This window comes from Rhizobium sp. P40RR-XXII, assembly GCF_012641405.1.
Taxonomy (GTDB): domain Bacteria; phylum Pseudomonadota; class Alphaproteobacteria; order Rhizobiales; family Rhizobiaceae; genus Rhizobium.
Genome location: NZ_JABAII010000001.1, coordinates 45,322 through 59,669 on the forward strand (window position 1 = coordinate 45,322; position 14,348 = coordinate 59,669).

Annotated in this window: 14 protein-coding genes and 2 tRNA genes; 13 read left to right on the top strand and 3 right to left on the bottom strand. The window is 60.7% G+C overall.

Annotation, left to right across the window (positions count from 1 at the left end; all coding sequences use genetic code 11):
• Positions 1-115 precede the first annotated feature (115 nt).
• Positions 116-190 (bottom strand) — tRNA-Thr (locus HGP16_RS00230).
• 156 nt (positions 191-346) lie between these two features.
• Here HGP16_RS00230 and HGP16_RS00235 point away from each other — a divergent pair.
• The 13 genes from HGP16_RS00235 (at position 347) to HGP16_RS00295 (ending at position 11,733) form a co-directional block, all read left to right on the top strand.
• Positions 347-619: a hypothetical protein gene (locus HGP16_RS00235; RefSeq protein WP_246703259.1), complete on the top strand. Its 273-nt coding sequence runs from the start codon at positions 347-349 to the stop codon at positions 617-619.
• Positions 620-764: 145 nt separating this feature from the next.
• Complete coding sequence (gene murA / locus HGP16_RS00240; protein WP_168838033.1) at positions 765-2,057, top strand: UDP-N-acetylglucosamine 1-carboxyvinyltransferase; 1,293 nt, start codon at positions 765-767, stop codon at positions 2,055-2,057.
• Positions 2,058-2,295: 238 nt separating this feature from the next.
• Positions 2,296-2,739 (top strand): DUF2948 family protein, encoded by a 444-nt coding sequence (locus HGP16_RS00245; RefSeq protein WP_168838034.1) that lies wholly within the window; start codon positions 2,296-2,298, stop codon positions 2,737-2,739.
• A gap of 58 nt (positions 2,740-2,797) precedes the next feature.
• A complete protein-coding gene (gene hisD / locus HGP16_RS00250; RefSeq protein ID WP_168838035.1) occupies positions 2,798-4,096 on the top strand; it encodes a histidinol dehydrogenase in 1,299 nt (432 codons plus the stop codon).
• Between the two features lie 3 nt (positions 4,097-4,099).
• On the top strand, positions 4,100-4,573 hold the full coding sequence (locus HGP16_RS00255) for a UPF0262 family protein (RefSeq protein WP_168838036.1): 474 nt from the start codon (positions 4,100-4,102) through the stop codon (positions 4,571-4,573).
• 5 nt (positions 4,574-4,578) lie between these two features.
• A complete protein-coding gene (locus tag HGP16_RS00260; RefSeq protein WP_168838037.1) occupies positions 4,579-5,046 on the top strand; it encodes a low molecular weight phosphatase family protein in 468 nt (155 codons plus the stop codon).
• 142 nt (positions 5,047-5,188) lie between these two features.
• Entirely contained in the window at positions 5,189-5,407 is a 219-nt protein-coding gene (infA, locus tag HGP16_RS00265) for a translation initiation factor IF-1 (protein WP_004117876.1), read from the top strand.
• Positions 5,408-5,498: 91 nt separating this feature from the next.
• Positions 5,499-6,119: a Maf-like protein gene (locus HGP16_RS00270; RefSeq protein ID WP_168838038.1), complete on the top strand. Its 621-nt coding sequence runs from the start codon at positions 5,499-5,501 to the stop codon at positions 6,117-6,119.
• Between the two features lie 5 nt (positions 6,120-6,124).
• Positions 6,125-6,340 carry a DNA gyrase inhibitor YacG gene (gene yacG, locus HGP16_RS00275; RefSeq protein WP_168838039.1) on the top strand — a complete coding sequence of 72 codons (216 nt, stop codon included), beginning with the start codon at positions 6,125-6,127 and terminating at the stop codon, positions 6,338-6,340.
• Positions 6,341-6,536: 196 nt separating this feature from the next.
• Positions 6,537-6,612, top strand: a tRNA-Phe gene (locus HGP16_RS00280).
• A gap of 337 nt (positions 6,613-6,949) precedes the next feature.
• The gene (locus HGP16_RS00285) at positions 6,950-8,896 is read left to right on the top strand and encodes a PrkA family serine protein kinase (RefSeq protein ID WP_168838040.1); all 1,947 of its coding nucleotides are present in this window, start codon (positions 6,950-6,952) and stop codon (positions 8,894-8,896) included.
• A gap of 18 nt (positions 8,897-8,914) precedes the next feature.
• Positions 8,915-10,186, top strand: coding sequence for a YeaH/YhbH family protein (locus HGP16_RS00290; RefSeq protein ID WP_168838041.1), 1,272 nt, complete (start codon positions 8,915-8,917; stop codon positions 10,184-10,186).
• A complete protein-coding gene (locus tag HGP16_RS00295; RefSeq protein WP_168838042.1) occupies positions 10,186-11,733 on the top strand; it encodes a SpoVR family protein in 1,548 nt (515 codons plus the stop codon). The genes HGP16_RS00290 and HGP16_RS00295 overlap by 1 nt, the downstream gene beginning before the upstream one ends.
• An 11-nt stretch (positions 11,734-11,744) precedes the next feature.
• Here HGP16_RS00295 and HGP16_RS00300 read toward each other — a convergent pair whose 3' ends face one another.
• Both HGP16_RS00300 and HGP16_RS00305 read right to left on the bottom strand, forming a co-directional pair.
• A complete protein-coding gene (locus tag HGP16_RS00300) occupies positions 11,745-13,196 on the bottom strand; it encodes a DHA2 family efflux MFS transporter permease subunit (RefSeq protein ID WP_168838578.1) in 1,452 nt (483 codons plus the stop codon).
• Positions 13,197-13,380: 184 nt separating this feature from the next.
• Complete coding sequence (locus tag HGP16_RS00305) at positions 13,381-14,274, bottom strand: DUF6030 family protein (protein WP_168838043.1); 894 nt, start codon at positions 14,272-14,274, stop codon at positions 13,381-13,383.
• Between the last annotated feature and the right edge of the window lie 74 nt (positions 14,275-14,348).

A 14,348-nucleotide genomic window follows, 5' to 3' on the forward strand; every position in this document is an offset into this window, starting at 1 on the left:
TCATCCGCACCTATCAGTCGATACTAAGAAGCTAGCCTTTAATGGGCGCAACTGGAAGGACCTTATCTATGTAAAGGCCAAGATGGTGGACGTAGGTTGATGAATTGGGCAAAACTGGTGCTGCTAGAGAGATTTGAACTCTCGGCCTCTCCCTTACCAAGGGAGTGCTCTACCCCTGAGCTATAGCAGCATTCCGTGGCGCCGCTTGAGTGCGCCGTATTGGGCGAGGCGGCTATTGCCATAGGTCGGGGCGGAGTGCAAGCCGCAAATTGCAAGTTCTGTGAAAGATAGCTGGAAAAAATGTGTCGGTCTTTTGGCGCCTAAGGTTTTCCGCTATGAGGAAGCCATGGGTGCGGACAAGACGAAAATCGATGAAGGGCAGGCTTTGCAGGGCGGTTCGGTCTCCGGCGAGGCGGGCGAGCCCGTGTGCGGCAAGCAGGTCACGGAAGCGGATCGGCGGCGCGAGCGTGCGGCGCAGAAGCTGCGCGAGAATCTGGCGCGGCGCAAGCAGCAGGTGCGGGCGCGGCGCGCCGGCCAGGCCGACGAGACGGATGGGCTGCCGGCTGCAAAGGCTGGGGATAATGCTGATTCCGCCGCAAAAAGGGACGAATCGCAATGATTGATGTCACCCATCATCAAACGAATTGATGCGTTAATCTATTTCGTCTAAAGAGCGCGTTTTACCAGGTGCACGAAACCTGGCGCCCGCGACTTCAAGGCGCTCGGAACTATCAGGAAAGGCGGGCCTCGCCCGTATTGCTTATATGGATCGTATCAGGATTGTCGGCGGCAACGAGCTTAACGGTATCATTCCGATCTCCGGCGCCAAGAATGCCGCCCTGCCGCTGATGATCGCCTCGCTTCTGACAAGCGATACGCTGACGCTCGAAAACGTGCCGCATCTGGCCGATGTCGAGCTCTTGATGCGCATCCTCGGCAATCACGGCGTCGATGTCGCCGTCAACGGCCGGCGCGAGCGCCAGGAAGACGGTTATTCCCGCACGATCCATTTTACCTGCCGCACCATCGTCGATACGACCGCGCCCTATGAACTCGTCGCCAAGATGCGCGCGAGCTTCTGGGTCATCGGGCCGCTGCTCGCCCGCGAGGGACAGGCGCGCGTGTCGCTGCCGGGCGGCTGCGCCATCGGCACGCGTCCGGTCGATTTGTTCATCGAAGGTCTTGAGGCGCTCGGCGCCACGATGGAAATCGATGCCGGCTATATCAATGCCATCGCGCCCAAGGGCGGCCTCATCGGCGCCCGCTATGTCTTCCCGAAGGTTTCCGTCGGCGCGACGCATGTGATGATGATGGCGGCCACGCTGGCCCGCGGCACCACGGTCATCGGCAATGCGGCCCGCGAGCCCGAGATCGTCGATCTCGCCAACTGCCTGATCGCCATGGGCGCCAAGATTTCCGGCGCCGGCACCAGCACGATTACCATCGAGGGCGTCACCTCGCTCTCCGGCGCCCGTCACCGCGTGCTGCCCGACCGGATCGAGACAGGCACCTATGCCATGGCCGTCGCCATGGCCGGCGGTGACGTCACGCTTGAAAATACCGATATGGCGCTGCTCGACACGGCGCTCGAAAGCCTGCGCCGCGCCGGTGCTACGATTTCGCCGACCAACAGCGGTATCCGCGTCATGCGCAATGGCGGCGGCATCAAGCCGGTCGACGTCGTCACCGATCCGTTCCCGGGCTTCCCGACCGACCTGCAGGCGCAGTTCATGGCGCTGATGACCCGCTCCGGCGGCATTTCTCACATCACCGAGACCATCTTCGAAAACCGCTTCATGCATGTGCAGGAGCTTGCCCGCCTCGGCGCGAAGATCTCTCTGTCAGGCCAGACCGCCCGCATCGAGGGCGTCGAGAAGCTGAAGGGCGCGCCCGTCATGGCAACGGACCTTCGTGCTTCCGTCTCGCTGGTCATCGCCGGCCTTGCCGCCGAAGGCGAGACGCTGGTGTCGCGCATCTATCATCTCGATCGCGGCTTCGAGCGGCTGGAAGACAAGCTGACGCGCTGCGGCGCCGTCGTCGAGCGCATCAGCGACTAAGTCCTATCGCGGCCTTGCGGAACAGTTTCCCGCTTTTGTGCCTGTCGCTGTCGCAAAACCGCGACATGGGTTTGCGCGGCGTGCCTTAATTCCATCCGATGGCGCCAAGAGAGCGGGCAAGCCCGTTTTCTTCGGTTGCGTCTTTTGCGCTCGCATCCTATGTCCACAGAAGGGAAGCGCTGGAAACGGCGTTTCGCCGGCGCATTTTTCTGGTGGCGTGATCGGGGATAAAGGACGAATGAGCGATCTCAAGCTAATGGCACTCGACACCGAGGACCTGGATGTCATTTCTGCCTATATGCAGGATAGCGTCTTCAAGGTCGGCGACATGTCCTATGCGCCGAAGCAGGAGCAGTTTTCGCTCGCGGCCAACCGCTTCGGCTGGGAGCAATCGGATCAGCGCCGCAAGCCTTACGAACGCCATCGTTCCGCGCTGGTGTTCAAGCGCGTGCAGGCCGTGCGCTCCAACGGCATCGACCGGCGCAACGGCGACGAGGTGCTGTCGCTGCTCGCCATCCGCTTCGATCAGCGGGGCGACGGGCCTGACGGCACGATCGAGCTTGCCCTTGCCGGCAAGGCCACGATTGCGCTCGATGTCGAATGCATCGAGGCCCAGCTCGCGGATATCGGCGGCGCGTGGGAAACGGCGCATAAGCCCCGGCATCCGGATGCGGGCATATAGGCTTGTAACCGTTGGATACGGCCGCTGAAGGCGGTCTCGATGGAAGGGAATATCAGCATTGGCTATCTGGCTGGATCAGGCGTCGGAAGGGTTCGAGCAGCAGTTCGCCGCTTTCCTGACGACCAAGCGGGAAGTGTCCGAGGATGTGAATGCCGTGGTGCGCGGCATCATCGATGATGTGCGCGCGCGCGGCGATGCGGCCCTTGCTCACTATTCCAAGAAATTCGAGGGCATCGATTTCGCCACGACGCCGATGCGCGTCGGCGAAGCGGAGATCGATGCCGCCGTTGCCGCCGTTCCGGCCGAGGTGCTTGGAGCGCTGAAGGTCGCCGCCATCCGCATCGAATCGCATCACCGCCGGCAGCTGCCGAAGGACGATATCTATGAGGACGATCTCGGCGTCGGCTTGGGGTCGCGCTGGACGGCGATCGAGGCTGTCGGTCTCTATGTGCCCGGTGGCACGGCGAGCTATCCGAGCTCGGTGCTGATGAATGCCGTGCCGGCGAAGGTCGCCGGCGTCGATCGCGTCGTCATCGCCGTGCCGACCAAGGACGGTGCCGTCAATCCGGCCGTGCTTGCTGCGGCCCGCATGGCCGGCGTCGAGGAAATCTACCGCATCGGCGGCGCGCAGGCGATCGCGGCGCTCGCCTATGGCACCGAGACGATCGAGCCGGTCTATAAGATCACCGGTCCCGGCAACGCCTATGTGGCGGCCGCCAAGCGCCAGGTGTTCGGCACCGTCGGCATCGACATGATCGCCGGGCCTTCGGAAGTGCTCGTCATTGCCGACAAGAACAACGATCCGGATTGGATCGCCGCCGATCTTCTGGCGCAGGCCGAGCATGACGAAAGCGCCCAATCGATCCTGATTACCGACGATGCCGAATTCGGCAGGGCCGTGGAGGCGGCGGTCGAACGGCAGCTGAAGCGGCTCAGCCGCTCGCAGACGGCGGCGGCGAGCTGGCGGGATTTCGGCGCGGTCATCCTGGTCGCCGACCTGAAGAAGGCCATTCCGCTTGCCAACCGCATTGCGGCCGAGCATCTGGAACTTGCGGTCGACGATCCCGAGCCGCTGCTTGCCGGTGTGCGCAATGCCGGTGCGATCTTCGTCGGCCGTCATACGCCCGAGGTGATCGGCGATTATGTTGGCGGCTCGAACCATGTGCTGCCGACGGCCCGCTCCGCGCGGTTTTCCTCCGGACTTTCCGTGCTGGATTTCGTCAAGCGCACCTCGATCCTGCGGCTTGGGTCGGAGCAGCTTCGCGCACTTGGGCCGGCGGCGATCGCGCTTGCCAATTCCGAGGGGCTGGATGCACATGCGCGATCGGTCGCGATCCGCCTCAATCTCGAGGGGTAAGGCATGGCCAAGGGCGTCTTCCGGCTGAGCGATGTGGTCCTGGACGACACGATCGGCCGCTCGACGCCCGATGTCGAGCATGAGCGCGCCGTCGCCATTTTCGACCTGATCGAGGAAAACAGTTTCGAGCCGGCCGGGCACAAGGGCGGGCCTTATCTGCTCAAGCTGTCGCTGGTCGACCAGAAGCTGGTCTTCGACATCCGCATGGAAGATGGTGTCGTCGTCGCCACCCATATCCTGTCGCTCACCCCATTTCGCCGGATCGTGAAGGATTATTTCATGATCTGCGAGAGCTATTACGAGGCGATCCGCTCCGCGACCCCCAGCCGCATCGAGGCGATCGACATGGGCCGGCGGGGCATCCACAACGAAGGCTCGCAGACGCTGATGGACCGGCTGAACGGCAAGATCACCGTGGATTTCGACACGGCTCGCCGGCTGTTCACGCTCGTCTGCGTGCTCTACTGGCGCGGGTGAAGGCCATGGAGGAGCCGCAGGCGATCGAGCATATCGGCAAATCCCCCGGCGCCATCCTCTTCATGTGCGGCCTGAATACCATTCGTTCGCCCATGGCCGAAGCGATCGCCCGGCAGATGCTGCCGCAGGGCACCTATATCGCCTCAGCGGGAGTGCGGGCCGGCGAGCGCAATCCCTTCGTCGATGTCGTGCTTTCCGAGATGGGGCTTTCGCTCGGCCGGCGGCAGCCGCAGACCATGGAGGAGCTGGAGGATGATTTCTTCGATGTCATCATCACGCTGTCTCCCGAGGCGCATCATGCCGCGCTGGAATTGACGCGGGCCAATGCGATCGACGTCATCTATTGGCCGACCATGGACCCCTCCGCGACGGACGGAACCCGCGATCAGGTTCTGGATGCCTATCGCGGCGTGCGGGACTATCTTCTTGGTCTCATCGAGAGCAGGCTTGTGGAACATCGCGGCTCGCTTTAGAGCTGCAAATGAAACAAATGCAGAAACCCTTATCAACGTGGTTCACAAAACCGCGGCGATTGTGTAGTTTCCGCGCAAATTTCCGGCGACCCAGCCTTTTTATCACGGGCACCGGCCTCAACCGACAGGAAAAGAAGCTTTAATGCCGAAAGAAGAAGTCCTCGAATTTCCCGGTGTCGTCACCGAACTCCTGCCGAACGCGACGTTTCGCGTGAAGCTGGAAAACGAGCATGAGATCATCGCCCACACCGCGGGCCGCATGCGCAAGAACCGCATCCGCGTTCTGGCCGGCGACAAGGTGCTGGTGGAAATGACCCCCTACGACCTGACCAAGGGCCGCATCACCTACCGTTTCAAGTAGTCCGCCGCTCGCTGGAGCCGGATGCCGTCGACACTTTTCGGCATCATGCTCCGGAGCCGGCTCTCATTCCCGCACGACAGGTCGAGATCTGATGGCGTTGAAACACAAGCTGATACTGGCTTCCGGATCGCCGCGTCGCGTCGAGCTCCTGCATCAGTCAGGCATCGAGCCCGCGCGTCTCATGCCCATGGACATCGATGAGACCCCGAAGAAGTCGGAGCATCCGCGCTCGCTGGCGCGGCGGCTTTCGACCGAGAAGGGCGAGGCGGCGTATGCCGCGATCAAGAGCGACGCCGCCTGGCAGGGCAGTTATATTCTCTCGGCCGATACGGTCGTCGCCGTCGGACGGCGCATGCTGCCCAAGGCGGAGTTCGTCGATGAAGCGTCCGCGGCGCTGCATCTGCTCTCTGGGCGCGGCCATGTCGTCTATACCGGCATCTGCCTGATCACGCCGGACCGCAAGCTGCGCCAGAAAGTTATCGAGACCAAGGTGCGCTTCAAGCGGCTCTCCGGCCGCGACATCGAAATGTATCTCGCCTCCGGACAATGGCGGGGCAAGGCTGGAGCCTACGGCATTCAGGGGCTTGCCGGCTCCTTTGTGCAGAAGCTTGTCGGTTCCTACACCAATGTCGTCGGATTGCCGCTTTATGAGACCATGCTGCTGCTCACAGGCGAGGGATTCGACGTCCACGCCGGATGGCAGGAAGGATAGCAGTCATGACAAAGGGTGAGGATATCAAGGTTGGTGCGAAGGTCGAGCCGCTGCGCAAGACGCGTGCTTGCGCGGAATGTGGCCGCCCTTCGGTGCGCGAACACTATCCCTTCTGCTCGGATCGCTGCCGTTCCGTCGATCTTTCGCGTTGGCTCAACGGCTCCTATGCCATCCCCGTGACCGAAGACGAGACGAAGGCCGAAGGTTCCGATCAGGACTGAACGCGGCTTTCCAACGCCACTCGACCTTACGAACTCCTTCATTTTGTTCGCGAATTGCCAAAACTCGATTTCCTGTTAAAAAAGAGTCATTTGCGGCTGGACATGGGCGAACAAGATGCTATAACCCCGCTCGCTTCCGGGGCGAACCAACCGCCCGGCGCCCTTCAAGGCTCTTTCTTCGACGCGAAGCACGGATGCCCAGATAGCTCAGTTGGTAGAGCAGCGGATTGAAAATCCGCGTGTCGCTGGTTCGATTCCGGCTCTGGGCACCATCTTTTCTCCCCAATCATGCTGACAATGAAGCTCGACGTCGGCTTCGACCAATTCCTCGTTCAGATCGGGTTTTCGCACGAATGCCCGGCGAGAATGTCTGTCATGCAACTGCGACGTTTTGCGTGTGGAGATTTGATTGCAACCATCTTATGGTTGCGTTTCATTAATTCGGTGCATGATCCCATCAAGATATTGATGACATTCGGAATCAAGCGTACGAATTATTGACAGATCACCTATTGATTCGAAGCGATTCATACCGCACCTTAGATACAGCGGGATAAAGTGATCTCGTAAAAGCCGGCGTTTATTGCAATAGCAAGCTACCGAGGCGCCATGTTAAACAACGATGTGCTATTTAACACGTTCGCCCGTTCTTTCGAAGCACGGCGCGAAGTCGAGATGTCATTCTCAGAATACCTGGAAGCGTGCCGGGATGATCCGCTCATGTACGCAAATGCGGCAGAGCGGCTTCTGGCAGCCATGGGTGAACCACTGCTGATCGATACGGCCAAGGATACAAGGCTTGGGCGTATTTTCATGAACCGGACCATCCGGACCTATCCGGCCTTCTCTGGTTTTTTCGGCATGGAAGAGACGATCGAACGGATCGTCGCCTTCTTCCGCCATGCGGCTCAAGGCCTGGAAGAACGCAAACAGATCCTCTACCTGCTCGGGCCTGTCGGCGGCGGCAAATCATCGCTCGCCGAGCGGCTGAAGTCGCTGATGGAGGTGCATCCGATCCATGTGCTCAAGGCCGGAAACGAGCTGAGCCCTGTCTTCGAGAGCCCGCTCAGCCTGTTCGACCCCGTCACCATGGGGCCGATGATGGAGGAACGCTACGGCATTCCGCGCCGGCGCCTGACCGGGCTCATGAGTCCCTGGTGCCTCAAGCGCCTTGAGGAATTCGAGGGCGATATTTCCCGCTTCAGGGTGGTTCGGATCCAGCCTTCGCGGCTGCGCCAGATCGCCGTCGCCAAGACGGAGCCGGGCGACGAGAACAACCAGGATATCTCCTCGCTGGTCGGCAAGGTGGATATCCGCAAGCTCGAAAGTCTCGCGCAGAACGACCCCGACGCCTACAGCTATTCCGGTGCATTGAACCGCGCCAACCAGGGCATTCTCGAATTCGTCGAGATGTTCAAGGCGCCGATCAAGATGCTGCACCCGCTGCTGACGGCAACCCAGGAAGGCAACTATATCGGCACGGAAAACATCGGTGCGATACCCTTCTCCGGCATCATCCTGGCCCACTCAAACGAGTCGGAATGGCAGACATTCAAGGCCAACAAGAACAATGAAGCCTTCATCGACCGTATCTGTGTCGTGAAGGTGCCTTATTGCCTGCGGGTCACCGAAGAGCAGAAGATCTACGAGAAGCTGATCGAGGAATCCGAGCTCAGCGACGCGCCCTGCGCGCCGTCGACATTGGAGACGCTCGCCCGCTTCACGGTTCTGACGCGGCTTTCCAAGCACGAGAACTCGACGGCCTTCTCCAAGCTTCGGGTCTATGACGGCGAAAGTCTGAAGGAGACCGATCCGAGAGCACGCAGCGTGCAGGAATATCGCGATTCGGCCGGTGTCGACGAAGGTATGGACGGGGCTTCCACCCGTTTTGCTTTCAAGGTGCTGGCGGCGACCTTCAACTATGACACGATCGAGGTCGGCGCCGATCCGGTGCATCTGATGTACATGCTGGAACAGGCGATCCGCCGGGAACAGCTGCCGCTTGAAACCGAGAAGCTCTATATCGAGTTCATCAAGAGCGAACTCGGACCACGCTATGCGGAGTTCATCGGCAACGAGATTCAGAAGGCCTATCTGGAATCCTATGCGGATTACGGCCAGAACCTTTTCGATCGCTATGTCGACTATGCCGACGCCTGGATCGAGGATGTGGATTTCAAGGATCCCGATACGGGCCAGCTTCTCGATCGCGAACTTCTGAACCAGGAGTTGACCAAGATCGAAAAACCGGCGGGTATCGCCAACCCGAAGGATTTCCGCAACGAGGTCGTCAAGTTCTGCCTGCGGGCACGAGCGAGCCACGGCGGCAAGAACCCGTCCTGGACCAGCTACGAGAAGATCCGCGAAGTCATCGAAAAGCGGATGTTCTCCCAGGTCGAAGATCTTTTGCCGGTCATCTCGTTCGGTTCCAAAAAGGACGGCGAGACGGAAAAGAAGCATGGCGAATTCGTCGAGCGCATGATGGCGCGGGGGTATACCGAGCGCCAGGTTCGGCGGCTTGTGGAATGGTACATGCGTGTGAAACAGGCGGGATGAGCCACCAAGGAAGAAGGAATGCACATTGTTGACAGACGCCTGAACCCAGGCGGTAAAAGTCTGGAAAATCGTCAACGGTTTTTGCGTAGAGCAAAAGCGCTGGTGCAGAGAGCGGTCTATGAATCCTCTCAAAATCGCGACATTCAGGACATTCTGAAGGGTGGCGAAATCAGCATTCCCCTTGATGGAACCGAGGAGCCTCGGTTCCATCGCGGCCCGGAGGGCCTCAAGGAGCATATTCTTCCCGGTAACAAGGACTTCATTGAAGGCGATATCCTGCCGCGGCCGGAAAGCGGCGGCGGCAGGCCCCGCGCCGGCGGTGACGGCACGGGCGAGGACGCCTTCCGCTTCATCCTGACGCGGGATGAATTCCTCGATCTCTTCCTAGACGATCTCGAACTTCCGGATCTCGCCAAGCGGCGGCTGATGTCGGCGGACCAGATCAACCCGGTACGCGCGGGCTATTCGGTGACGGGATCGCCCGCCAATCTTGCCATCAACCGCACGATGCGGCTCGCGATGATGCGCCGTGTGGCGCTGCATCGACCGAAGCCGGAAACAGTCGAAAAGCTCATCGAAGAGGCGGAAGAGTGCCAGGACGAGACGCGCCGCGCGCAGCTCGAAGCCGAAATCAAGAGGCTGGAATCGAAGGTTCGGCGCATTCCCTACATCGATCCGATCGATATCCGCTATCGCCGTTTCGAGAACGAGCCGAAGCCGGTGGCACAGGCCGTCATGTTCTGCCTGATGGACGTATCCGGCTCGATGACCGAGCACATGAAGGATCTCGCCAAGCGCTTTTACATGATGCTCTACATCTTCCTGACAAGGCAGTACCGCCGCGTCGAGATCGTTTTCATCCGTCATACGGACGTCGCCGAGGAAGTGGACGAGGAGACCTTCTTCCGCAGCCCGGCAACCGGCGGCACGCAGGTTTCGAGTGCTCTCGAAGCCATGCGGCGGATCGTGCGCGATCGTTTCCCCGCCTCGGACTGGAACATCTACGCGGCGCAGGCCTCGGACGGCGACAATGCCTATTCCGATAATGCGACGACGGCGGCGCTGATGACGAGCGAGATCCTGCCCGTCTGCCAGTATTTTGCCTATCTCGAAGTGGGTGAATCGCGCAGTGTCGCGATTTCGTCCGGCTCGGCGATCTGGTCGCTCTACGAGCGGATGCAGGCGGGATGGCCGGTGCTGTCCATGCGGCGTGTCAGCGATCGCAGCCAGATCTACCCGGTCTTCCACGATCTCTTCCAGCGCCGGACGGCGGAAACAAGGAGCGGATAATGGCAAAGGCATCGATGGAACGGCTTTTCGAGGGTGCGGACTGGGATTTCGCCACCATCCAGCGGATCCACAATGCCTGCGAAAAGATCGCCGTCAACGAGCTTGGTCTCAACGTCTATCCCAACCAGATCGAGATCATCACCGCCGAGCAGATGCTCGACGTCTATTCCTCGATCGGCATGCCGCTGTTCTATAAGCACTGGTCCTTCGGCAAGCACTTCGCCCACCACGAGGCCTTCTATCGCAAAGGCCTGCGCGGGCTCGCCTATGAGATCGTCATCAACAGTTCCCCTTGCATCTCCTATCTGATGGAAGAGAACACGGCGACGATGCAGGCTCTTGTCATCGCGCATGCTGCCTTCGGCCACAACCACTTCTTCAAGAACAACTATCTCTTCAAGCTCTGGACCGATGCCGAAGGCATTCTCGACTATCTCAATTTCGCCAAGAGCTATGTCGCGCGCTGCGAGGAGCGCTATGGCCACGCCGCCGTCGAGCGCACGCTGGATGCCGCGCATGCGCTGATGTCGCATGGTGTGCATCGCTATGCCGGCAGGAAGACGCCCGACCTGCGCGACGAGGAGAAACGCGAGCGCGAACGGCGCGAATATGACGAGAAGATCTTCAACGACCTCTGGCGCACGGTTCCAGCCGGGTCAGGCAAGAAGATCCATGACCTCGATCTGGAGCGGCGACGCTCGCTGGCAGGCCTGCCGCAGGAGAATATCCTCTATTTCCTGGAAAAGATGGCGCCGCGCCTGAAACCCTGGCAACGCGAGATCATCCGCATCGTGCGGCACGTGGCCCAATACTTCTATCCGCAGAGCCAGACCAAGGTGATGAACGAGGGCACGGCGACCTACGTGCACTATCGCATCATGACGCGGCTGCACGAGCTCGGCGGCATTGGCGACGGCGATTTCCTGGAGTTCCTGAAATCGCATACCAATGTGGTTTTCCAGCCGACCTTCAACGATCAGCGCTATTCCGGCCTCAACCCCTATGCAATCGGCTTTGCCATGATGCAGGATATCGAGCGCATCGTGACGAGGCCGAAGGAAGAGGATCGTCAGTGGTTCCCCGAGATTGCCGGCACCGGCGATGCCATGGCGGTGCTGCGGGATCTCTGGGCAAACTATCGCGACGAGAGTTTCGTGGCGCAATTTCTAAGCCCGCACCTGATGCGCCAGATGCGCATGTTCCAACTGACCGACGACCCGGAAGAGGACGAGGGGCTGAGGGTTGCCGCCATTCACGACGAGCGTGGCTACCGGCGCATCCGGCGGGAACTGTCGCGGCAGTATGATGTCGGCTGGATCGATCCGCATATCGAGATCACCGATGTCGATCTTGCCGGCGATAGACGGCTTCTGGTCAGGCATACCGTGCTGAACGGCGCGCTGCTTGACGATATGGATGCCAAGCGCGTGCTGCAGCACCTGGCCGATCTGTGGAGTTACGACGTGCTGATGCAGGAGGTCGACCGCTCGGGGGCGGTGCTTCGCGAGCATCTCGTCCATCCTCGCGCTTCGGCGCTCGCGGCATAAAATTCCAATCGCTATGGCCGGTTTTTCGGCGGGCGCCGATGGCCGCTCACCTGCGCGCCGTCTTCCGGCTGCAGCTTGAGGAAGCCGGGTATGCCAAGAAGGGGAATGACTGCCATCAGCAGGAATACCGTGTGGAATTTTTCCGGCGTCAGCGCCGATCCGTCCAGCGTGACGAGACCGAGCAGCATCGCGGCAACGGAGATGCCGAAGCTGACGCTCAGTTGCTGCAGGACGCCGCCGAGACTGGTCGCACGGCTGAGCTGGGCGGCTGGCGTGTCGGAATAGGACAGGGTGTTGGAGGTCATGAACTGTCCGGCCCGCGCCAGCCCGAAGATGAAGACGTAGACGATGATGAACCAGTGCGGCGTATCCGGCGTGATCAGCGCGAAGCCGGCGACGACGGCGGCACCGAACACGGCGCTCCAGGTCAGCATGCGATCGAAGCCGTAGAGCTTCAGCAGTTTTGCCGAAACCGGCCGAACGGCGAGCGCGCTGAGAGCGCTGACGAAGGTCAGCGTGCCCGAGACGATCGGGCTCAGCCCGAAGCCGATCTGCAGCATCAGCGGCAGCAGGAAGGGCACGCCGTTCAACCCGACGCGACAGATGCCGCCGGCAAGCGTGCCGATGCGAAAGGTGCGCAGCTTGAACAAGGTCAGATCCACGGCCGGCCATTTCGCCGTTCTCGCATAGCGGACGAAGCCGACCAGCAGAAGGGCGGCGGCAGCGAGAACGAGGAAGATGCCCCAGACCGGAATGGCTGGACGGCCGATATTCTCGATACCGTATTGCAGGAGCACGCAGCCGAGGCCGACCATGACGAAGCCGGGAAAATCGAATTTGATCGTCTCGTCGCAGTCCGTGTCCTCGACGTAGCGCAGCGCCATGAACATGCCGATCAGGCCGAAGGGCAGGTTCACCCAGAAGATCCAGCGCCAGGAAAGATAGGTCGTCAGGAAGCCGCCGAGCACGGGGCCGATCACCGGCCCGATGACGGCTGGCAGGGTCATATAGGTCATGGCAGTCACGAGTTGGCTGCGTGGGAAGCTGCGGATGAGAATGAGACGCCCGACCGGCGTCATCATCGCGCCGCCGAAACCCTGCAGCGCGCGGGTGGCGATCAGCATCGGCAGGCTGGTCGCCAGGCCGCACAAGATCGAGCCGAGCGTGAAGATGAAGAGCGAGAGTGCGAAAATGCGGCGCGCGCCGAAGCGATCCGCAAACCAGCCGCTCACCGGGATGAACATGGCGAGCGTCAGGATATAGGTCGTGACGGCGAGGTTCATTCGTACCGGCGTCGTACCGAGGCTCTTGGCGATATCGGGGACGGCGGTGATGAGGATGGTCGAGTCGAGCTGTTCCATCAGGAAGGCAACGGCAACGACGGCGGGAATGATGTAGCGCAGACGAGGGTTACGTTCGACCGCGAAAGTCTGGCCCTGCGGATTGGGGTCTGTCGAATCCATGGAATGTAGTGGCTTTCCAACGCCCGGCTGGGGACCGGCGCGTTTGACGATTTGCATGGATCCCTTCGGAAACCGCCTCGTGCTCTCGGGAAACATGGTGCTGGCGGCCGGTGATCCGCCGGCCATCGGAATCGTTGCCTATATGAGCACCATCCATGGCGCGGTGCAACAAAAACCAGGCTAGTTAGGGGGAAGAGGGAGAGGGAAGGGTCCAGCGCGTCTTGTCGAAGACAATGGCGGTTCGGATCTGCTCGGGTGCCGTTCTGCGCAATTCGAGCTGAAGGTTGAAATTGTTGTTGCTCTGGAATTCCTTGAAAAAGGCGAGCTTGGCGCCGAAGGCCTCCAGCGTCACGTCCTGAAGCGTGCCGATCGCATTCAGCGCCACCTGGAAGTCCAGCCAATGGGTCTCGTTCAGCAGCAGGACCACAGTGTCGATGAAGGTGCCGGCAACGGCCTTGCCATCGTTATTGTCGGGCATGATCACCTTGATACGGATGGTCTCGATTTCGCCGGTCGGCTTGCCGCGCGCGATGATGAAGAAGGAAGCCGCGTTCGCGTTGCCATAGGCGCCCTTCTGGACGGCATAGCTGCATTCCGATGTGCCGACTCCCAATTCGCTTTGCCGCCATTCGCCTACGGACAAGCCGAACTTTTCAAGATCGGCGCAAAGTGTTGGACCCGATATCCGCCAGCTGCGCACGAAGGCGCTCAGCAAGGCGTCGACGGGAGCGTCCAGCAGATGGGATCTCTTTGCCTGAAATTGTCGAGTGGCGGCATTGCCCGTCGGCTTTATGCGGTCGTGCCTCGGCGCCTCGGGTGCTGTCGCCGGCGCATGTTCGGCTGGAGTGTTTGCCGTAGCGAGATGTGCCGGCTGCTGCGCTTGGTCGGGCTTCGGCGGAGAGGGTGCGGCCTGCTGTTCCGGTTGAGGAAACAGGTTGAGATGATAGCGGCTGTCCAGCGCCCTGAGGTTACGCATGTCGTTGGCAATGAGCGCGGTCGCCAGGATGATCGAGCCGATGACGATCGTCGCAATCCAGAAGACAGCCCTGCTTTTCTTGCTAGGTGGCGCCACCGACATGGTTCAGATCACAGCTGCTCCCTAGGAACCCAATCTTGCTGCAGCGACTGTATGTTGTGCAGCCTGTCCATGGC

Bases quoted from the DNA above. Each gene is read 5' to 3' on its own strand.
- HGP16_RS00235 (WP_246703259.1), top strand. From the start codon at position 347: ATGGGTGCGGACAAGACGAAAATCGATGAAGGGCAGGCTTTGCAGGGC.
- murA (WP_168838033.1), top strand. From the start codon at position 765: ATGGATCGTATCAGGATTGTCGGCGGCAACGAGCTTAACGGTATCATT.
- HGP16_RS00245 (WP_168838034.1), top strand. From the start codon at position 2,296: ATGAGCGATCTCAAGCTAATGGCACTCGACACCGAGGACCTGGATGTC.
- HGP16_RS00255 (WP_168838036.1), top strand. From the start codon at position 4,100: ATGGCCAAGGGCGTCTTCCGGCTGAGCGATGTGGTCCTGGACGACACG.
- HGP16_RS00260 (WP_168838037.1), top strand. From the start codon at position 4,579: ATGGAGGAGCCGCAGGCGATCGAGCATATCGGCAAATCCCCCGGCGCC.
- infA (WP_004117876.1), top strand. From the start codon at position 5,189: ATGCCGAAAGAAGAAGTCCTCGAATTTCCCGGTGTCGTCACCGAACTC.
- HGP16_RS00270 (WP_168838038.1), top strand. From the start codon at position 5,499: ATGGCGTTGAAACACAAGCTGATACTGGCTTCCGGATCGCCGCGTCGC.
- yacG (WP_168838039.1), top strand. From the start codon at position 6,125: ATGACAAAGGGTGAGGATATCAAGGTTGGTGCGAAGGTCGAGCCGCTG.
- HGP16_RS00285 (WP_168838040.1), top strand. From the start codon at position 6,950: ATGTTAAACAACGATGTGCTATTTAACACGTTCGCCCGTTCTTTCGAA.
- HGP16_RS00290 (WP_168838041.1), top strand. From the start codon at position 8,915: ATGCACATTGTTGACAGACGCCTGAACCCAGGCGGTAAAAGTCTGGAA.
- HGP16_RS00295 (WP_168838042.1), top strand. From the start codon at position 10,186: ATGGCAAAGGCATCGATGGAACGGCTTTTCGAGGGTGCGGACTGGGAT.
- HGP16_RS00300 (WP_168838578.1), bottom strand. From the start codon at position 13,196: ATGGATTCGACAGACCCCAATCCGCAGGGCCAGACTTTCGCGGTCGAA.
- HGP16_RS00305 (WP_168838043.1), bottom strand. From the start codon at position 14,274: ATGTCGGTGGCGCCACCTAGCAAGAAAAGCAGGGCTGTCTTCTGGATT.